The sequence below is a fragment of the Nostoc spongiaeforme FACHB-130 genome (assembly GCF_014698475.1).
Lineage (GTDB): Bacteria > Cyanobacteriota > Cyanobacteriia > Cyanobacteriales > Nostocaceae > Nostoc_B > Nostoc_B spongiaeforme.
This window is the reverse complement of the sequence record NZ_JACJTB010000050.1, coordinates 14,823-35,087: the sequence shown is the minus strand read 5'-3', so window position 1 is coordinate 35,087 and position 20,265 is coordinate 14,823. Positions and strand designations below refer to the sequence as shown.

The following is a 20,265-nucleotide window of genomic DNA, read 5'->3' as shown; positions in this document are numbered from 1 at the left end:
ACAGATGACACAACTTTTAACCCTATCACCTGCTTTAAGAGGGATTTTGAAACCACTTTACAATTCCTTCTGCTAAAGCTTTGGCTAATTTTTGCTGTTCTTGAGAATTTGTCACCCATTCAAATTCATTGGGATTACTCATAAAACCTAATTCCATGAGTATTGATGGTGCGGCGGCTGGTCGAGTTAAGGCTAAGTTATTCCAAAACACACCGTAAGAAGGTCTATCGAGTTTTTTAACTAGATAGTTGTGCATGAATACTGCTAGGTTATGGGCTTGGGGATGATACCAAAACATCCCAACTCCTTTGGTATTTTCTGCATCGCCGTCATCGGGTAAAGAGTTGTAATGAATGGAAAGTGCGATCGCAGGTTTTTCTTGAGTGATAATTGCTTGGCGCTCTGGTAAAGACACATCTTTGTCAACATCTCTTGTCATCACCACTGTTGCGCCAAGTTCTAGCAAATTCTCGCGCAGCAACTTCGCCACTGCCAAATTCACATCTTTTTCCAAATATCCTGTCGGGCCAGCTGCACCAGATTCTTTACCACCATGCCCCGGATCAAGTAGAATCTTGATACCAGATAAAGGCTTGCGTCGCCGATTTTCAATGGCAGGCGGATGGCGTAAAGCTAAAACCAGGGTCGTACCTTCATATCTCAGTTGATATCCCCACTGTTGCGATTGTTTGAGGTTAAAGGTGTACTGCACCTGTCCCGGAATCAGCTGTTGCCAATCAAGGCGAGAAATCACAGGGTCATCATCTAAACGAACAATATCTGTTTGGGCAGTGGTATTGTAAAGTATCAGAGTAAAAGTCTGATCACTTTGCTGCACACTCACAGGTACAGGAAATTGTAAGGGAAAAACTATCTCTGTAGTATCAATCAGCCGACGATATCCGACACTCCGAATAATTGTGCGTGGCGGAATTGCACCCGGTAAAATGCGAGTCTCCTTGCTATTAATCCAAGCACCGTAGTCTAAGCGCAACCACTCACCTTCTTTCCCTGTGACTGTAGCTTGTGTTCCTTTCGGTAGTGGTGTCAGCCGTGAATAATCGGTACTTGGCCCAGTGCGGGCTACACCTGCATCTACTATCACCTCAGCCACAGGTAACTGTGTTGGGGAGAGAATGGCGATTTTGCCCGTTCCTGGTTGAGTAATTGTCTGACCATTCAGCGTCAGTTTAAACTGAGGTTGACCTAAATCTATCTCTTGACTAGCATCTGGAACAATAGCGGCAGAAATGATGTTGTTACCGTAAAGTAGGCTTAAAGATTCAGAGTCAGGTTTCTGCACTGTCGTGCAACCCGCATACTTGCCAGCAATAGACTGTCCTGTAGGTTGGTTTCTGCCTGTCAGGGCTGCCAAATTACTAGGTAGTTGTACTTGTTGGGGTTGTGGTGCTAGGGCAACAGTTTGATTAGCGAGGTTTACAGAGACGTTAGCATTAGATGGGGCAACTGCACTGAAACAAATTAATTCCCCTGGTAGTCTGGCAATATCCCCTGCTGGAGTCAGAGAACCTGGAGCAAATTCTAAGCCTTTTGGGACAACAGGCGCAGTTGCCTGCCTTGTCACTTTAATCTGAACAGTTTGATTTTTGTGACGGACTGTAAAAAGATTTTCTCCCAACTGTAACGGCAAACTCGGAGCAAAATGCCCGGATTGACTGCGATTGACTACTTTACCATTAATTAGTACTTGTCCATTATTTGGGGCTGTACCCAAAAAAAATATTTTTTCCGTACTGGTTTGGTGGTTAGGTGGTGGAAAAACAACAATAAGAGATGAATCTGCTAATGCAACAGAGGAGGTAGCAATTAAGCCGAATAAAACTAATGCAATGAATTTTTTCACAACAAATCACAGAAGATTTCATGACAGTGCCTATGGCACAATTACGGGATGTATTTTGAGAAGGCGCAAGAGAGAAATACAAAATTACTATGACTAAATTTATCTTCGTAACTGGAGGTGTAGTTTCCAGTATCGGCAAGGGAATTGTAGCAGCAAGTTTAGGACGTTTGCTCAAATCACGGGATTATTCGGTGTCAATTTTAAAATTAGACCCCTATATTAATATCGATCCCGGTACAATGAGTCCTTTTCAGCATGGGGAAGTTTTTGTTACCCAAGATGGGGCAGAAACAGATTTAGATTTGGGTCATTACGAACGCTTCACCGATACCTTAATGTCACGCTTTAACAGTGTGACTACAGGTTCAATTTACCAAGCTGTGATTAACAGAGAACGGCGCGGTGACTACAATGGTGGCACAGTCCAGGTAATTCCCCATATTACCAACGAAATTAAAGACAGAATTATGTTGGTGGCTAAAGACACCAATCCAGATGTATTAATTACGGAAATTGGTGGTACGGTAGGAGATATTGAATCTCTGCCGTTTATGGAAGCAATTCGCCAGTTGCGGAAGCAGGTGGGACGGCAGAATGTATTGTATATGCACGTCACTTTGTTGCCTTATATTGCTTCGGCTGGGGAAATGAAAACCAAGCCAACACAGCATTCTGTAAAGGAACTGAGATCCATTGGCATTCAACCAGATATTTTAGTTTGTCGGAGCGATCGCCCGATCCCCGCAGGGTTAAAGCAAAAATTATCTGAATTCTGTGATGTACCAGAAAAATGTGTGATTACTTCCCAAGATGCTTTGAGTATCTATGAAGTACCACTGATTTTAGAACGGGAAGGCTTGGCAGAACAAGCACTGGCATTGCTGCAAATGGAACAACGCACGCCTGATTTAACTCAGTGGCGGACAATGGTAGAACGGCTATACAGTCCGAAGCGGACTTTGGAAATTGCCATTGTAGGTAAATATGTGCGGTTAAGTGATGCTTATTTGTCTGTGGTAGAAGCCTTACGCCATGCAGCCATCGCTACCCACGCTGATTTGCGCCTGCGATGGATAAACTCAGAAATTTTAGAAACTGAACCAGCCGAAAATTATTTAGAAGGCGTGGACGGTGTACTAGTGCCTGGTGGTTTTGGAACGCGGGGAGTAGATGGTAAAATTGCTGCTATCAAGTATGCCCGCGATCGCCATATCCCATTTTTGGGTTTATGCTTAGGAATGCAATGTGCTGTCATTGAATGGGCTAGAAACATCGGCGGTTTTTCAGATGCTAACAGTGCTGAATTTGACCCTGATACGACTAATCCAGTCATTAACCTCTTGCCAGAACAGCAGGACGTAGTTGATTTAGGCGGAACAATGCGCTTGGGTTTGTATCCTTGCCAAATTCTGCCCAATACTTTAGCTGGGAAGCTTTATCAAGATGATGTGATTTATGAACGGCACCGACATAGATATGAATTCAACAATGCTTATCGTAAGCTACTGTTAGAATCTGGCTATGTAATTAGTGGTACTTCTCCCGATGGCCGCTTAGTGGAAATTGTCGAATTTCCCAATCATCCGTTCTTTATCGCTTGTCAATTTCACCCAGAGTTTCAATCGCGTCCTAGCAATCCTCATCCTTTATTTGAGGGATTTATGCAGGCTGCGATCGCTCTTAACTACCCCAATACTAATCTACAAACACCTGTAGAAGTTTCTTAACTCAAACTTGAGTTTTGAATTTACCCAAACCAACATTGACTTAGGACAGAGATATTTTGTTATACAGGGTTAGCATCATTTTTCCACATTGGACTTAAGGAGATGTTGTGCCGTACTGGATGAAAATCTTTTACGAGAGGAAAGAATATGTGATTAATTTTGACCGTGTAAATGCTTTTTGCTATGAAAAGAACGGCCGAGTTACTTTTTGGTTGCCTGATAGCGCCATTCCCATTGTCATTAATCCTCAAAACAACTTAGAAGATTATCAAAAAGTTCTCAAATATCTCGAACAAGTTACCGATGTCGAAGTAGACAGTGGTCACTGGGTAAAAATTATCGATGGTAAAAATGAATATGTAGTTAACCTGCATTGCATTAGTTCTTTCTGTCAAGAACCCAATGGCAGGATAACTTTTTGGCTGCCAGATGGCACTATCCCGATCGTGATCAACCCCTCCAATAACCCAGATTCTTATCTGAAAGTTTTGCAGTTTGTGAAAAATACCACAGGATATTCTTTGTCTTAATCCAACAATCATTCTCAGTATTCAGAATACAGAACTCATGCTAATAATCAGCCTGCGTTCAGCTTTGCTGTTGCCTATCGGCTAGGTAGGCTTTGTTTGTATAGCCAGTTTATATGCAGCTATCTTGGTTTGTGCTGTGATGTCATGGTAGCTTGATTACAGTTGCCCAGTAGTATCAGTTTGCGGCTGACTACTACCGGGAAATCCTCCGTAATTGATCAGGCCAACTAGGGAGGCACAGCTAATCATGACAAATAATTACGAAGATTCACATCTCCAAGATGAGATAAAAAATTACCAATCTTTAGATGGTTTGCAAATTCTCGTAGTTGATGATAGCGACGATAGTCTGCTTTTGACGAAGTTTATTTTAGAAACTTATGGTATGCAAATCACAACAGCAAAATCAGCTTTAGAAGCACTCAAATTAATCAAAAATCAGAAATTTGATATTTTCATTTTTGATATTATGATGCCCAAAGTAGATGGATATTCTTTAATTCGCAAAGCCAGACAAATGTTACTCTGGCAAAAACGACATACGCCTGCGATCGCTTTAACTTCTATGATTGCGGAAGAAAGTTATCATCTGGCATTATTATCGGGTTTTCAAGGCTATGTTCATAAACCAGTGGAGACGGCTGTATTAATCACTGAAATTAAAAAAGTTTTAGGAATTTCGCCAGGAGAAAATGGTGAATAATTCCGAGCGATCGCTAAAATACATACAGACAACCCAGGTAAATCTAGCAGGCGATCGATGACAAACCCACTTCCAGACTATAATCCCAGTGGTGTCGGTGAAATTAACGGCAACCTCTTTGGTTTGCCCTTTGATTACGAGTCAGCCAACTTAATTGTCTTTGCCGTACCTTGGGAAGTCACAGTTTCCTATGGTGCAGGTACAGCCAACGGCCCCCAAAGAATCCTCGATGCTTCAACACAACTAGATTTATTCGACTTTGATAACCCAGATGGCTGGAAACAGGGCATTTTCTTGGTTGAAATTCCTCAAGATATTTTAGAAAAAAACAATTACTATCGCACCTTAGCAGCCCAAATCATCGAAAGATTAGCACAAGCTAAACCCATAACAGACACACCCGACTTAACTCCCATCCTCACAGAAATTAATCAGGCTTCTCAACAAGTAAATCAGTGGTTATTTACGCAGTGTCAAGCAGCCATTAATCAAGGTAAGCAAGTTGCAGTTATTGGTGGAGATCACAGTTCTCCATTAGGTTATCTTCAAGCACTGGCAACTAAATATTCTAACTACGGCATTCTGCACATTGACGCACATGCAGACTTACGGGATGCCTATGAAGGATTTGAATTTTCTCATGCTTCCATCATGTTTAACGCTGTGAAAATACCGCAAATCTCTAAATTAGTCCAGGTAGGTTTACGTGATATCAGCCATGATGAAGTGCAAATGATTGATCAATCTCATGGTCGTATTGTTGCCTATTATGACCCAGCCATCAAGCAAAAGCTTTATGCTGGCATCACCTGGATAGAGATATGCCGCGAACTTATCACCCATTTGCCAGAATATATCTACATTAGCTTTGATATCGATGGTTTAGATCCAAAACTTTGTCCCAACACAGGTACACCTGTGGCTGGCGGGTTGGAACTAGAACAAGCATTTTGTATATTGCGTGAACTAGTCAATAGCGGTAGAAAAATTATTGGCTTTGATGTTTGTGAAGTGGGTGATGCAGAGTGGGATGGTAATGTAGGCGCGAGAGTCGTCTATAAACTGGCCAATTTCATGGAATTATCTCAGCGATAAAGCAGTCGAAGTATAGGTGAGGACAGTTAAAAAGCACAAATACTTGGATATGAAACTTGTTTCATCGAGACTGCTTCCTGCCAAAATAGATATTGCCATCAAACTTCAGCAAACATCCTCTACGATACTTTTGGTTGATACCACAGAGATAAATTCAACTGTGAACAAAAGTAATCTCCCGCAACAATTTGCTGCTTGTGGTCAACTATCCAATCATACAGTTGTGCGGCTCTTGCTAGTGCTACCTGTTCAGAACGATACAGTCGTGGACTCGGACAGAAAACTTCGCCATTGATGTGTATCCCTGCAATCAACCAATAATCACTGCATTCACCCTCTGGTAAAATTTCTAAAAACCCGCTACTGTAAGGCTCGATTATTCCCATATTCATTTGCAAGCTTGACAAGAATCGTCCTATTTAATTTACCGAGGGTTTCCCGAAATAAAAGTAGTGTAAGCTCTATTTGTTATGCTTCAGATATTTGATCTATGATGAACCATATATGAAATATATCTAGTCCGGTAAATTCCATGACAGCTTGCAGAAAGTAACTTCTAAATTCACAAAACTAGTACAACAAGGCAAAAGTAAAAAGGTGAGCCATTGCGGTGGAAGGGTTTCCCGGCATAAAGGAGACAGTGCCGTGGGCGGGTCTCCCGACTTGAGGCAACTGTCGTCAAATGGTGAACCCGAAGGGCAAAAGGAAAAAGAAAGAATAACGATAATACAAGCCTTTTAGCAATTTCTTATGGTCTGTTTATTTACGCCAACCTGTACTAGTATGATTGCTGTCTACACCTAACTATCTGACTCGTCTTAACTTTTATACCTATTTTCAAACTGTGGCTCTGATTCTAGCAGAAAGTACTTTAGCTCCTTAAAATATCGTAACAAGAGGATAGATTACATTGACAGTAAACACACTTCTCGAACGAATCAATCAACATCAATATCTGCGTGAATTGCGAAATAAATTACTCCATCTTCACCGGATGTTACTAGATACAGAACGCATCAACTATGAGCAAGTTCATGGCCGAGTATCGACTAATCAACTCTTTCGACTTGTAATTTCAGATGAGCAATTTGCTTGGCTACATCGGATTTCTGAATTAGTTGTGCAGATTGACGAAACTCTATCATCTGATCAACCCATATCTTTAGAAGATGTGCAGAATTTAATTGCCAATGCTCGCAGTTTAATTGTACCTTCTGAAGTTGGTAATGAGTTTGCGAGAAAATACTATGCGGCTCTTCAAAGTGAACCGAGCGTTGTCTTAGCACATGCAGTAGTCTCAGAACTTTTAGCTATTAAGTAAGTAAGGCAAAGAAGAGGATATGTATAGTAAAGTAATTTTACGCTACATATCCTTTTTTATAGTTTATCTAAGATGGCTGAAGATGTGAGTTAAATAACAAGTTGATGATTAGTTGTGCTAAGACAGGAATGACCTAAAAATCGTCATTTCATGCAGCAGCAAAAGAATCAATTTAGTCATCTCACAGCCATAGAAAGAACATATCTGTCATTTCCAGCAAAATTTCTCTTAAATCAAAACCTACTGCGAGGTAAAATACTAGATTTTGGTTGTGGTTTTGGTAACGATGTGAAATTATTACGCGAACAAGGTTTTGATATTACAGGATATGATCCTTATTATTTGCCTAATTATCCTCATGGAAAATTTGATACAATAATTTGTTTTTATGTCTTAAATGTCTTGTTTGCGGAAGAACAAGCTAATGTGTTAATGGAAGTATCTCATCTGTTAAAACCAGGTGGTAAAGCTTATTATGTCGTCAGAAGAGATATTAAAAAACAAGGTTTTAGAGAACATTATGTTCATAAAAAACCAACTTATCAATGTATAGTTAAGCTACCATTTCATTCTATTTATTTAGATGAAAGCCGAGAAATATATGAATATAATCACTATAATTACCAAAGAAATTCCTCGAATAATTGTATATTCTGCAATCCCTATAAAAATTTAAAGCTATTAACTGAATCAGCAACAGCTTATGCGATATTCGATGGTTATCCTGTAAGCAAAGGTCATGTTTTAGTTATTCCTAAACGCCATGTCAGTAATTATTTTGAACTACCATTTAAAGAACAATCTGCTTGTTGGTGGATGGTGAATAAGGTTCAAGAGATGCTCAAAACAGAATTTACACCTGATGGTTTTAATGTAGGTATGAATATTAATCGAGAAGCTGGACAAAATATTATGCACGCCAGTATTCATATCATACCTCGTTATCAAGGTGATAATATGGGCACTAAAAGTGGCATTAGGAATGTGATAAGTAAAAGGAAATAATTTAAGATAAGTAATCTTGCCAAAAAAGACATTCTTTTTGTCGCATCTTCAGGTTTTGCGAGAGTAGCAGTAAATCTTGATGTGGCAGAGTATTATTAATGTAAAATAGCTCTCGTTTTCGGCGAGAAGTGTAATCAAAGAATATGGTAAATCTATCGGAAATTTCTGGTGGTTTACCTCTATGAAAAATGCTGCCTGTCCCTGCAAAAATTACTGTGCCAGCACTTCCTATGCAAGATTTGTAATTATCTGGTGAAATAATTTCTTGCATTGCTTGATTTGAAATATAGCCGTAAGTATATTTCAAAGATTGAACTATATTTTCTGTAAAAGATATAGGGATATATTGAAAAGGCCCCTGATTCTCAGAAACATCATTGACATAAATGATAATTTTTAATACTTTCCGATCTTCAGTATCTAGATGCCAACGCCGAGAACCTTGCTCTAATTTATTGGCAATGTCTCTGCGAAAAAAAGTACCATGATAGGCGACTGGTAAGCCAAGATAATGCTCAGTGATATTAAGTAAACGTTGTTCTAATCCCCATAAGAAAATTTCGGGATGTTGCATTATTTGTTGTGGACTAGCATGAATAACATATTGATTATGAATATTATTAATATCTGGTTTGATTTGAGAAGCTAAATGTTTGGCTGTTTGCAGAATTGGATTATTAGATGTAATTCCTAAAGCATCTAAGGAAGTAATTGCAACACCTTCATGATGAATTTTTTCAACTAGTTCTAAATCATCTTTTAAAATTGTAGGTAAGTTGGGTTGATGTTGATTGACTGCCTCTTGATAAGCAATATCATTTTGATATTTAACCAAGGGGAATTGATAAATTTTTTTTAGAATTATTTTTTGGACTTTTGGTAATAGTAAGTTCATGTATTTTTCAGTTGATTCATGGCATGAGAATTACAGATAACTCAGATATAAGAATCAAATGTGATTGCTCAAAAATCTAGTTATCTGTAAGAGAGTATTAGTTACTATATTCGAGGTAGATACAGATTTTCCTGAAAATGCTTATCCTAAATAAGCCCGAAAAATGTACAAATCTATAAAGTTATGATGAGTTTAAATGAAGATATCTCAGAACTTAAAGCTGGATAAGACTCTTCATCAAGATATTGAATTAATGCTAAAAGGATGTATGACTTTAGTTATAAATAAGATGCAATCATGGACTAGACAAGTAAAATTGAATACATTATGGCTATTTAAGCTGGTAAATAGCTAAATTTTAGATATATGCCGCTATACTAGCCCTGGAGAGTAGAATAACTAAAGATGGTGCGATTGTTTGTTGCAATGGTTTTGCTGGTGTTGTTAACGGCTTGTGGTACTATTGGACTGCTGCCTACTAGCGAGTTGGTAGAGAAAGCGATCGCACTTGAGCTAGAGCAAACCAAACAAGACCTCAGCCAGAAATTAGATATAGATTTTCAGGGATTTGAAATTAAGCAGCTCAAAATTGCTGAAGAAAAGCCACTGACGATTAAAAATTTACCTGCTTTCCGCGTTAAAGGAAAATACGATTTAATCATCAACCTACCACAGCGACAGTTAAAGCAACTGCAACAGCCTTTTGAACTTTACTTGCAAATTCAACAAGAAGGTAAAACTTGGCGGTTACTGCTACCCGATAAAACCAGTAAAGAATCTCAACCTGTTTGGCGCAGTTATTTGATTAACTAGTACAGAAAGTCTGAAGTCTGAAGTGGATAAACCTTTATAATGGGTGCTTTATTTTCGCCGATTGTACTAGTTATGGCTTGCTGAAACAGTTCTTTGGTGGTAAGAACAGGGAAGAGATTTGTTTGGCTCTCATTTGGGACTGCTATATAGAAGTTATATTTAATTAAAGAAATGCCATTAGAAAGAATTTAAGTAATTTTATGTTAAATCTGAGCAGAATTACATTTGACCGTAACATTATGGCAGGACAAGCTTGTATTCGTGGTATGCGGATTCCGGTTTCTCTTGTTGTTAATTTAGTAGCTAATGGCAAACCTTTAGAAGAAATTCTAGAAGAATACCCAGATTTAGAACCAGAGGATATCCGTGAATCTCTACTTTACGCAGCGTGGTTAACTCAAGAGCAAGTTTATCCCTTCAAAAGTGCGTAATAAGTCATAATGAAGTTCTTGGCAGATATGGGAATTTCACTACGCACTATATCTTGGTTGCGTAGTGGTGGTTATGATGTTGTGCATTTGCGTGATGAAGGTTTGCAAAGGCTACCAGATAACGAGATTTTAATTAAAGCTCGTACAGAACGGAGAATTTTATTAACTGTAGATTTAGATTTTGCCCAGCTTTTAGCAGTTAGTGGAGATAATTTACCCAGCGTTATTTTATTTAGGTTAGGAAATGAAAATTATGATGTAATCAACGAAAGATTGACACAAGTTTTGCGTGAATGCCAAGAAGATTTAGAGGCTGGTTCAATTATTTCTGTAAGTAATGAAACTTTCCGGGTGAGACGATTACCAATATGAGTAAAAAGAGACTGGTATAAGATTTCAGTTCAGCTTCACAACACCATCATTCCACCTTAGAACAAGAATATTCTCGTTTAGAGCATGAAACTTTAATTTCAGAATATGAACATTTTTGTTTTAAACAAGAAACTTTAACTTCAGAACATGAAACTTGGAGATCAAAGCTTGATTGATCAGGTTGGGGATTTGGTTTTTAGTATTGTGAGTTGAGGCGATCGCTTCTGAGCAATCCTTTCGCCTAAGCAATACTTAAATTCACTTTAACAATCACATCATTGAAATCTTGATCGCCGCCGTTTGGTAAGTCCTCAAAACCAAAGGTGTTATCTCCCAACAAACGAATGTGATCAAACCCATCCGTGTTTGCACCCAAATAAGAGAAGTAAACCGCAGGATCATTACTTGTATTGCTATCCAGCAGAGCATCTGGTCTGCTATCGATGATAATAAAAGGTACAAAGATCGCACCGCCTGATAATGTGCCAGTATAAGTTGCAGTTCCTTGGTTATTAACTGTTAAATCAATCCCTACCACGCGATTTTGAATGGCGGCTTGAATATATCCAGCTTGTCCAGGGAGAATATCGGCAATACCATCACTATTAGTATCAATACCGCCATTGGTGTTAGCGACTCTGTAGAAACCAACAAAGTTATCAAACGCTGCTTCCCGGTTGACTGTAAAATCGGCTCTGACATTACCAGTGATATCGCGTAAATCAATGACTTCGCCTTGGGATTGCCCTTGTAAGCTTGTTCCCAAGGGTAAAGATTCATCAACGGCTTGAATCCTTACCACTAAATCTTGGAAGTTACTACTAGTATTTTGCCAAGCGAGGGTAAAGCCTTCTGCACCCAAGTTAGTAATTTGTTGGCTGGTGCTATTAGAGAAGATAATGTTGCTGGTGGAGATGCTTCCGGTGTTGAGTGCATCGGTGGAAGCGTTGCTCACGAGATAAAATCTCAGGTTACTGCTGCTGCTAAATTCTAGCAACCGCGATAAGCTGGCGGGATTAAAACCATTAGGATTGTTGGCGATCGCAGAAAAAATCACTCTTGCTCTCGCCAATGCTTTGACTGTATACTCAGCAGAGCCAGGCGCAACACCATCAATTGTTCCTGCCGCATCATCAACAGTAAATACTCCCAACTCATTAACTTGCGAAGAATTACGTCCCGAAAGAGTAACTTTTAGTTGAGATTGGTTATTTCCAGTAATTTGAAAAACATCATCACCAACTAGGCTGAGTTGCACAGTTGATTCATCATCAGGTATAGATTGAATACCTGCACTCAAAGCCAGAATTTGGGTAAATTGAGACTGATTAAAGTTGTTGTCGCTTACCAAAACAATTGACTGTCTACCATCTGCCAATTTTGGCCCAAAAGTCAATCCTTCAATATTATCTAAACCAGTGGGGTGAAAACCATCACTATTAGGTAGATTCAATTCTGTTAAATCAAGTACCAAACGCTTTTTAACAGGTTGAATTGCTCCTAGCTCTTGAGTAGTCAAACTATTCAAAGAGTCAATAGCACTGATATCTGTAGCACTCTGCACGCTGATTTCGTAGATTTTGATTGTAACTCCTAAAGTTGGATCAAAGGTGCGTTCTAAAGCTAATAGAGTACCTTGGTTATCAATGGCTAACAAATCTACTAAACCAGTGTTGTTGGTCTCTGTAGAGTATAAGTATTCTTTCTCTGGCTGACCGCTCTTTAAATTGTATTGTATGATGCGAGAACGAGTAATATTCCCAGTATTGTTAGCTGAACCATCTTGGAATAAGGCGTTTTCTGTGGCGGTAAATAAGGTCTTTTGATCTGGTGTAATGGTGAGACTTTCAAAAGCTAAGTTATTTCGTATACCAGATATCTGGGTATCACCCGTGTTGATTAAACCATCATCGTTGGTATCTAGAACTATTGGTAAGAATTTTTCCGGGATGGTGAGCGATCGTACTTCCTCTCCAGTAGTGAGAGAATATTCCCGGACAAATGGATCTATGATTATTCCCGCATTAATATTGATTCCGCCTTCTGAGGAGATGAAAACAGTGCCATTATTTGTTAAAGCAATACCTTCTAAATCAATAGTATTGACTGGAAAAAAGTTATTGTTGCTATCTCTGAGGGGCGTAACATTGGTAAAATTTACTCCTGTTGTATTAATGGTAGCAGGGTCAGTGGTAAAAGTGTAAAATCTCGCAGGGGCAACTTGGGAGCGATCATCGGAAATTGCGTAATAACGATTATTCACTGCGTCATAAGTTACGCCAGACAAGTTACCCAACGGGACTTGCTGGTTATTGACTGTTCCTGCTGCACCAGAAGGAATAAAAGCAGTGTCAAGTATAGTTTGTCCTTGAAATGTTACATTAATAATAGTGTTACTGGTCGCCATATTCTCAATATAATTACTTAGAAGTAGATGGAAAAGAGTAGAGTATTACACAAATGTAATGTATAAATTTCCATCGTCAAGTTTTATGGCAATATTGCAACACCTAATATTTAGCACTCGACACTCAGCACTTTTATTTCCGCATCTGGCTGACTAAATGAGTTAATTCAGGTAATATCAATTTTTCCATACCTAGCCGCACAGCATTACTAGAACCGGGGAGAGAGAAGATTAATTTATTTTGATAAACACCTGCGACGGCGCGAGAGGCGATCGCACGGGAACCAATTTCTTGATAACTTAAAAATCTAAATACCTCTCCGAATCCCGGTAGAGTTTTTTCTAATAATTTTTCAACAGCATCATAAGTGGTATCTCTGGGTGCAATACCTGTACCACCATTGAAAATTATTGCGTCTAAATTAGCATTTTTACTCAGTGATTCTATTTGTTCTTGAATCTGCGTTGGTTCATCTTTAATAATTGTGTAGGCGGCAATGCTATGATTTGCACCTAACAATAATTGCTTGATTAGTTGTCCACTTTTGTCTGTTTCTGGGGTGCGTGTGTCGCTGACGGTAACTATGGCGCAAGTTACCGTCATTGCGGCTGTATCTGGATGGGGTTTTTGCATCATCCGAGTTGAAATTTTGAAAAAGTTTCACTGGCAAAAAAAGATGAAGAATGAAGGTTAAAGCGTTTATTTTAGACTTCACACTTCAGACTTCACACTTTACACTTCATACTTCAGTCGGTTGCTTAAGATTTACTCAATCCCAAACCATTTTCTTCAGCATATCGCTCCATAAAGCGCATAAAGCGATCCCACTCGTCAGAAGATTTCATAATGTAAATAGCTTCTAAGGCTTCTGCTCTACCGTTGATGAATTTTACCTTAACTTCACGGGTAACTATTTCGCCTTCTTCGTCCAGCATATACATCCCGGTGACTTCATCTGTATTGCCTTGCTCTAAAATTGTGGGATTTGTAAAAACAAATGTTGCTGTACCAGTATCACCAGTACGCGATCGCGTTAAACGTACATCTGGTACTACTGCTTCGTTAACACCTCTAGAAAACTGGATTTTTGCCATGATGAAAGAATTTAAAGTTTTGTGATCATTGATTTAATATTCTCTCATCATTTAGAACTCAGTAGTCTATTTAAAAAGGCAGACGTGATGAGAGGCTAGGGGCTAGAAGCTAGAGGCTAGTAATATTTTTACCCAGTGTCTAGTACTTGTTTATACCGCTTCCCGTTCCAAGAATAAAGTTACAGGGCCATCGTTTTCGATGGAAACTTGCATCATTGCGCCGAATTTACCTGTCTCTACACGCAAACTGCTGGCGCGTAACTTATTCACAAAGCTGTTGTATAAATCTTCTGCGGTTTGAGGCGATGCAGAACGGTCAAAAGACGGACGGCGACCTTTGCGACAGTCACCATAAAGGGTGAATTGACTCACTACCAATAATTCACCGTTAATTTCTTGCACAGATTTTTGCCATCTGTCTCCACCTTCATCATCAGGAAACAGACGCAATTCTAGGCATTTACGCGCCATCCAGTCGAGTTCTGCATCCGTGTCAGTGTCAGCAATACCTACGAGTAAATTTAAGCCTCGGCCGATTTTGCCAATGATTTCACCGTTAACGGTTACTTGGGATGATTTCACTCGCTGGATGATAACGCGCATAAATAAAGTAAAAAGTAAAAGGGAAAAAGTAAAAAGAAATGTTTTTGACTTTTGACTTTTAACTTTTTACTTTTTGAAGCCTTTACCACGACTTACAGAAGGTAGACAAACGCAGTTTTCTATTTGTGCTAGTAAAGTTTCGCGGTCAAGATTTTGACCAATTAGCACAAGCTGGTTTTTGGGTTCACCTTTCCACTCGTCATCATCTAAGGTGAAGCGTTTACCGCAGAGGTGGAAAATGTGGCGTTTGGGACTTTCATCAAACCACATGACACCCTTAGCGCGGAAAATGTTTGTGGGTAGTTGGTTATCCAGGAAATATTGAAACTTCCTAATAGAAAATGGCTTGTCGCTTTGGAAGGATATGGAAGTGAAGCCATCATTTTCTAAATGGTCGGAATGATGGTGGTGATGATGGTCGTGGTCGTGATGGTCATGACCGCAGGTTGAATGGTCGTGGTCGTGATGGTCGTGACCGCAGGCTGAATGGTCGTGGTCATGGTCGTGATGGTCATGATCATGATGATCATGCTCATCAACAGTATCAAAATATTTGTCAGACTCAAACAATCCTACACTGAGAATTAAAGCGAGTGGTACTTGCGATCGCTGGGTACGTAAAATTCTCGCACCTTCTTTGACTTCGTTGATTTTTCGCTCTAACTGAGTCAAAGTTTCTTCATCAACCAAATCTGTTTTGTTCAACAAAATCACATCTCCGTAAGCAATTTGGCTGTAAGCTGCTTGGGAGTTGAATAAATCTAAGCTGTAGTTCGCTGCATCTACAACAGTAATAATCGAATCTAGGCGAGTTAAATCTCGCAATTCTGTGCCTAAAAATGTTAAGGCAACTGGTAGCGGATCTGCTAGTCCGGTGGTTTCTACGACTAGATAATCTAGTTTTTCTTCCCGTTCTAATACTTTATAAACGGCATCCACTAAATCATTATTAATTGTGCAGCAGATACAACCGTTACTTAATTCTACCATATTGTTATTATCATCGGTGGCAATAATTAACTCGTTGTCAATGCCAATTTCACCAAATTCATTTACCAACACGGCAGTTTTTAAACCTTGTTGGTTGGTGAGAATATGATTTAGTAAAGTCGTTTTGCCGCTACCAAGAAATCCAGTAATAATTGTGACTGGTAAACCTTGTTTTGGCGCATCCATTGATTGAGATTCAGAATTCACTGCTGATTGCATAACGCGGTTATCAAACAAATCAAAAAATAGAAAACTTCTCTAAGTTGCGGCTACCCGTTGGGGCCGGGTGTAAGGAAATCAGGGTGTAGGGGTGTAGGTGTTTAAAATCATTACACCCTTATACGCCTTATCCAAATTCTTTTCACTCATAATTTCTATTACATTTACAAAGGGTAGCGCAGATAGTCCAGAAAACACTAGCATAGGGATGCTGGATAAACTTACCAGTTGTTTTACCCTATTATTGCGTATCCCTCTATTGCAGCATTACTCTGTTATGACCCTAACTGTTTACAATACCCTCACCCGTCGTCAAGAACCGTTTAAAACAGTCGAACCAGGCAAGGTTAAGATGTATTACTGCGGCGTGACGGTCTATGACTACTGTCATTTGGGTCATGCTAGAGCTTGCATTGTTTGGGATGTTGTGCGCCGCTATCTTCAGTTTATCGGTTATGAAGTGCGCTATGTGCAGAATTTTACTGATGTTGATGACAAAATTCTCAACCGCGCTCGACAAGAACATTCATCAATGGAAGCTGTAGCGGAACGGTTCATCAAGGCATATTTTGAAGACATGGCACGGTTAGGAATTAAAGAAGCTGATGAATATCCCCGCGCGACACATACGATGAATGGGATTCAGCGATTAATTCATGAGTTGGAAAACAAAGGCTTTGCCTATCCTTCTGACGGTGATGTTTACTATGCTGTACGCCAGTTTGGTGAGTATGGTAAGCTTTCTGGCCGCAAGTTAGAAGATATGCAGGCGGGGAAAAGCGATCGCGTTAATATAGAAGACCCAGAGTATCAAAAGAAAAAAGACCCCTTTGATTTTGCTTTGTGGAAAGCCGCCAAACCCGGCGAACCTGCTTGGGAATCACCTTGGGGTGCTGGTCGTCCGGGATGGCATATTGAATGCTCGGCGATGGTGCGCGATCGCTTGGGTGAGACAATAGATATTCATGCTGGTGGTGCTGACTTAATTTTCCCCCACCACGAAAACGAAATTGCTCAATCGGAAGCCGTCACAGGTAAGCCTTTAGCAAATTACTGGCTACACAACGGGATGGTCAAGGTAGACGGTGAGAAAATGTCCAAGTCTTTGGGCAACTTTACCACCATCCGCGACTTACTTGATCGCAATGTAGACCCAATGGCACTACGCTTGTTTGTCCTGATGGCGCAATATCGTAAGCCTCTTGATTTTACCGACGATGCGATCGCTGCCGCCACCAACGGCTGGCACACCCTCAAAGAAGGTTTACTGTTTGGTCATCAATACGGTAAACAACTAAATTGGGGAGTAGGGAGTGGGGAGTGGGGAGTGGAAAATACCTCCCTACTCCCTGAATTTGTGGAACGCTTTCAAGAAGCTATCAACGATGACTTTAATTTTCCTGGTGGGGTATCGGTGTTGTTTGAATTAGCCAAAGAACTCCGCCGTGAAGGAAATATCATTGTTCATGAAGGCAAAACTGACACACCCGCAGAAGAACTGCAAAAACAATGGCAAACACTCGTCACTTTAGCAGAGGTTTTAGGTTTAACCGCCCAACCAGAAGCTGAAACTACTGTAAATGATGGTTTAAGTGATGCGGAAATTGAAGATTTAATTCAACAACGCCAAGCCGCTAGGAAAGCGCGGAATTTTGCCGAAGGCGATCGCATCCGCAATGAACTACAAGCCAAAGGTGTTACCTTAATTGATAGTCCTGAAGGTACGCGCTGGCATAGGAGTTAATTGGAGTGCTGAGTGCTGAGTTGGAACTAGTACAACAAGGCAAAAGTAAAAAGGTGAGCCATTGCGGTGGACGGGTTTCCCGGCATAAAGGAGACAGTGCCGTGGGCGGGTCTCCCGACTTGAGGCAACTGTCGTCAAATGGTGAACCCGAAGGGCAAAAGGAAAAAGAAAGAATAACGATAATACAAGCCTTTTAGCAATTTCTTATGGTCTGTTTATTTACGCCAACCTGTACTAGTTATCATCGATGCTTTGATTGCTATACCAAGCCAAAAAAGTAGAGACGTTGCATACAACGTCTCTACTGGAAATGGGAATAGTTTTCACGATGAAGGTTTTGATCTTAAAAAACCCGTACACCCCTACACTCAATCTCAACTAATAATTAAATTAATCAGCGCAACGAACTAATTAGATAGCAATCTATCTAGTAATTACCATACAGAATTCAATTCTGAATTCTGTATTCTGACTCCTGAATTCTGTTTGATAAATCAAATATTATTACTGTATTTCAGTTTTTGTAAACTTCACATTGCAATTTTTTGAGGAAAAAAACTCAAATACAAAAGCTATTCTTTTAGTAAACTTTCATCACCAAAAACTTAGATTTCTGTGTAATGTTATGTTTTCATGACATTACTTACCAGACAATTTTTTCTGGAATTTCCCAGTTTCTTGATTAATTGCTGGTTTCTGCATTATTGCACTAAATTTAATTTTGAGACTGTGTGGTCAGAACAGTCTTGAAAAAGCAGGTCATGTCTGATAATTTACAGCGATTAGGGTAAAAGTTAAAAAATAAAAATTAGTATCAAATACAACCAATTTTGTTAAAAAACATAAAATTCTATAGGCTTGCGATAAAAGCAGAGTATATTACATAACTTGCCTAATATCTGGTTAGTTGATAGCTAATACAGAATTAGTGAAAAAGAAAAAACACCCATAAAAAAACGAAATTGTCAATTACAAAATCAGGAAATTTACCTTTCAATTATTATGTGGTCTGAACTAACAAAAGCGATCGCTAGTTTTCATATTCCGGCTGATTGGATTGGGATCAGAGCCGTCAGAGAAACAGCCGCAAACCGTTATGTGCGCGATGGTATACCCCAAGCTAACGGTAAATCTACCACCGAGGGAGCCATGATCGAAGTTTTGGTGAATGGCTGTCTGGGTTATGCAGCTACCAACTCATTAGAACTAGAATCTTTAGAATCTGCGGCGGACATCGCCTATAAACAAGCACTCGCCGCTAGTAAATGGTGGATATATCCGTTTAAAGAAACCGAGCGTCCCAAGGTTGTTGGTGAATACAACTCGCCATTTTTGGAACCCTTAGATGCACTGAGTCCCGGAGAAATCAATGATTTGTTGGTGCGGATGTGCCACGCGCTAAAAGTACATGACAAAATTGTGCAAACCACAGCCAGTATCAATACCAGTGAGCGAGAAAGCTGGTTTGTCAGCAGCAATGGTTCAGAAGTATATCAAAAGTTTATTTCTTTAGGGACTAATTATGGTGCGATCGCTCAAGACGGCGCAATTGTCCAACAACGTACCAACAACGGTTGGCAAGCTCATTGTTATCAAGGTGGATGGGAAGTTTTAAGACAAGAACATTTATGGCAACGGGTACAGCAAGTAGGAGAACAAGCCCTAGAACTGTTAACCGCCGAAGAATGTCCCAATACCTGCACTAACTTGGTCTTAGCCCCAGACCAAATGATGCTGCAAATTCATGAAAGCGTCGGGCATCCCCTAGAACTTGACCGGATTTTAGGCGATGAGCGCAACTATGCTGGCGGTAGCTTTGTCACCACCCAAGATTTTGGTCAGCTAGTCTACGGTTCGCCATTAATGAATATTACCTTTGACCCCACAGTGCCGGGTGAATATGCCAGCTATGCTTTTGATGATACTGGCGCAGTTGCCACAAGGGAATTTTTGATTAAAGAAGGCGTATTACAACGGGGTTTAGGCAGCTTAGAAAGTCAAGCCAGAGCCGGAGTCCCTGGAGTAGCTTGCGCCCGTGCTTGTTCCTGGAATCGACCAGCAATTGACCGTATGGCGAACTTAAACCTAGAGCCAGGAAACGCCACCTTTGCAGAAATCATCAGCGACATAGAACATGGCGTTTACATGGAATCAAATCGTTCTTGGTCAATTGACGATCGCCGTTATAAATTCCAATTTGGCTGCGAATATGCCAAATTAATTGAAAATGGCAAACTCACCAAAACCCTCCGCAACCCCAACTATCGCGCCACAACCCCAGAATTTTGGCGCAGCTTAATCAAAATCGGCAATCAAGATAGCTGGCAAATGTACGGCACTCCATACTGCGGTAAAGGCGAACCAAATCAAGCAATTTGGGTAGGACATGGTTCACCTGTTTGTGTATTTGCTAATGTTGAAGTCTTTGGGGGAGGAAGTTGAAGAAGTCAA

Annotated in this window: 18 protein-coding genes and 1 pseudogene; 11 read left to right on the top strand and 8 right to left on the bottom strand. The window is 40.0% G+C overall.

Translation table 11 applies throughout. The annotated features are described in order from the left end of the window. Window positions 1–34: 34 nt before the first annotated feature. A complete protein-coding gene (locus tag H6G74_RS26120) occupies window positions 35–1,864 on the bottom strand; it encodes an N-acetylmuramoyl-L-alanine amidase (protein WP_190970420.1) in 1,830 nt (609 codons plus the stop codon). An 89-nt stretch (window positions 1,865–1,953) separates the two neighbouring features. Between H6G74_RS26120 and H6G74_RS26115 the strand changes: the two genes are divergently transcribed. From H6G74_RS26115 to speB, 4 genes are all read left to right on the top strand, one after another. Then, the gene (locus tag H6G74_RS26115) at window positions 1,954–3,591 is read left to right on the top strand and encodes a CTP synthase (protein ID WP_190970419.1); all 1,638 of its coding nucleotides are present in this window, start codon (window positions 1,954–1,956) and stop codon (window positions 3,589–3,591) included. Window positions 3,592–3,698: 107 nt separating this feature from the next. Next, window positions 3,699–4,121 (top strand): hypothetical protein, encoded by a 423-nt coding sequence (locus tag H6G74_RS26110; protein WP_190970418.1) that lies wholly within the window; start codon window positions 3,699–3,701, stop codon window positions 4,119–4,121. Window positions 4,122–4,368: 247 nt separating this feature from the next. Continuing rightward, a complete protein-coding gene (locus tag H6G74_RS26105) occupies window positions 4,369–4,824 on the top strand; it encodes a response regulator (protein ID WP_190970417.1) in 456 nt (151 codons plus the stop codon). Between the two features lie 57 nt (window positions 4,825–4,881). Continuing rightward, window positions 4,882–5,919 carry an agmatinase SpeB gene (gene speB, locus H6G74_RS26100; protein WP_190970416.1) on the top strand — a complete coding sequence of 346 codons (1,038 nt, stop codon included), beginning with the start codon at window positions 4,882–4,884 and terminating at the stop codon, window positions 5,917–5,919. A gap of 119 nt (window positions 5,920–6,038) precedes the next feature. Here the strand turns inward: speB and H6G74_RS26095 are convergent, their stop codons facing one another. Beyond that, window positions 6,039–6,311 carry a hypothetical protein gene (locus tag H6G74_RS26095; RefSeq protein WP_062290848.1) on the bottom strand — a complete coding sequence of 91 codons (273 nt, stop codon included), beginning with the start codon at window positions 6,309–6,311 and terminating at the stop codon, window positions 6,039–6,041. 518 nt (window positions 6,312–6,829) lie between these two features. Between H6G74_RS26095 and H6G74_RS26090 the strand changes: the two genes are divergently transcribed. Continuing rightward, window positions 6,830–7,240: a hypothetical protein gene (locus H6G74_RS26090; RefSeq protein ID WP_242051352.1), complete on the top strand. Its 411-nt coding sequence runs from the start codon at window positions 6,830–6,832 to the stop codon at window positions 7,238–7,240. Window positions 7,241–7,390: 150 nt separating this feature from the next. After that, window positions 7,391–8,245 carry an HIT family protein gene (locus H6G74_RS26085; protein ID WP_190970415.1) on the top strand — a complete coding sequence of 285 codons (855 nt, stop codon included), beginning with the start codon at window positions 7,391–7,393 and terminating at the stop codon, window positions 8,243–8,245. Between the two features lies 1 nt (window position 8,246). Here the strand turns inward: H6G74_RS26085 and H6G74_RS26080 are convergent, their stop codons facing one another. Then, on the bottom strand, window positions 8,247–9,140 hold the full coding sequence (locus H6G74_RS26080) for a 2OG-Fe(II) oxygenase (RefSeq protein WP_190970414.1): 894 nt from the start codon (window positions 9,138–9,140) through the stop codon (window positions 8,247–8,249). A gap of 405 nt (window positions 9,141–9,545) precedes the next feature. On the opposite strand from H6G74_RS26080, the gene H6G74_RS26075 reads away from it, so the two are divergent. The 3 genes from H6G74_RS26075 (at window position 9,546) to H6G74_RS26065 (ending at window position 10,756) form a co-directional block, all read left to right on the top strand. After that, window positions 9,546–9,953: a hypothetical protein gene (locus H6G74_RS26075; RefSeq protein ID WP_190970413.1), complete on the top strand. Its 408-nt coding sequence runs from the start codon at window positions 9,546–9,548 to the stop codon at window positions 9,951–9,953. Between the two features lie 200 nt (window positions 9,954–10,153). Further along, entirely contained in the window at window positions 10,154–10,384 is a 231-nt protein-coding gene (locus H6G74_RS26070; RefSeq protein ID WP_062290857.1) for a DUF433 domain-containing protein, read from the top strand. 9 nt (window positions 10,385–10,393) lie between these two features. Continuing rightward, window positions 10,394–10,756 carry a DUF5615 family PIN-like protein gene (locus tag H6G74_RS26065; protein ID WP_190970412.1) on the top strand — a complete coding sequence of 121 codons (363 nt, stop codon included), beginning with the start codon at window positions 10,394–10,396 and terminating at the stop codon, window positions 10,754–10,756. Between the two features lie 241 nt (window positions 10,757–10,997). On the opposite strand, the pseudogene H6G74_RS26060 reads toward H6G74_RS26065, so the two are convergent. The 5 genes and pseudogenes from H6G74_RS26060 to H6G74_RS26040 all read right to left on the bottom strand — a co-directional run. Next, window positions 10,998–13,163, bottom strand: a pseudogene (locus H6G74_RS26060) (esterase-like activity of phytase family protein); the annotation flags it as partial. Between the two features lie 133 nt (window positions 13,164–13,296). Next, window positions 13,297–13,800, bottom strand: coding sequence for a MogA/MoaB family molybdenum cofactor biosynthesis protein (locus H6G74_RS26055; protein ID WP_190970410.1), 504 nt, complete (start codon window positions 13,798–13,800; stop codon window positions 13,297–13,299). Window positions 13,801–13,922: 122 nt separating this feature from the next. Next, the gene (gene psb28 / locus H6G74_RS26050; RefSeq protein WP_190970409.1) at window positions 13,923–14,258 is read right to left on the bottom strand and encodes a photosystem II reaction center protein Psb28; all 336 of its coding nucleotides are present in this window, start codon (window positions 14,256–14,258) and stop codon (window positions 13,923–13,925) included. 150 nt (window positions 14,259–14,408) lie between these two features. Further along, window positions 14,409–14,861, bottom strand: coding sequence for a D-aminoacyl-tRNA deacylase (gene dtd / locus H6G74_RS26045; protein ID WP_190970408.1), 453 nt, complete (start codon window positions 14,859–14,861; stop codon window positions 14,409–14,411). Between the two features lie 66 nt (window positions 14,862–14,927). Further along, on the bottom strand, window positions 14,928–16,070 hold the full coding sequence (locus H6G74_RS26040; RefSeq protein WP_190970407.1) for a CobW family GTP-binding protein: 1,143 nt from the start codon (window positions 16,068–16,070) through the stop codon (window positions 14,928–14,930). Window positions 16,071–16,347: 277 nt separating this feature from the next. Between H6G74_RS26040 and cysS the strand changes: the two genes are divergently transcribed. Beyond that, entirely contained in the window at window positions 16,348–17,814 is a 1,467-nt protein-coding gene (gene cysS / locus H6G74_RS26035; protein ID WP_190970406.1) for a cysteine--tRNA ligase, read from the top strand. Between the two features lie 1,002 nt (window positions 17,815–18,816). Further along, window positions 18,817–20,256 (top strand): TldD/PmbA family protein, encoded by a 1,440-nt coding sequence (locus H6G74_RS26030; protein ID WP_190970405.1) that lies wholly within the window; start codon window positions 18,817–18,819, stop codon window positions 20,254–20,256. The last annotated feature ends 9 nt before the right edge of the window (window positions 20,257–20,265 follow it).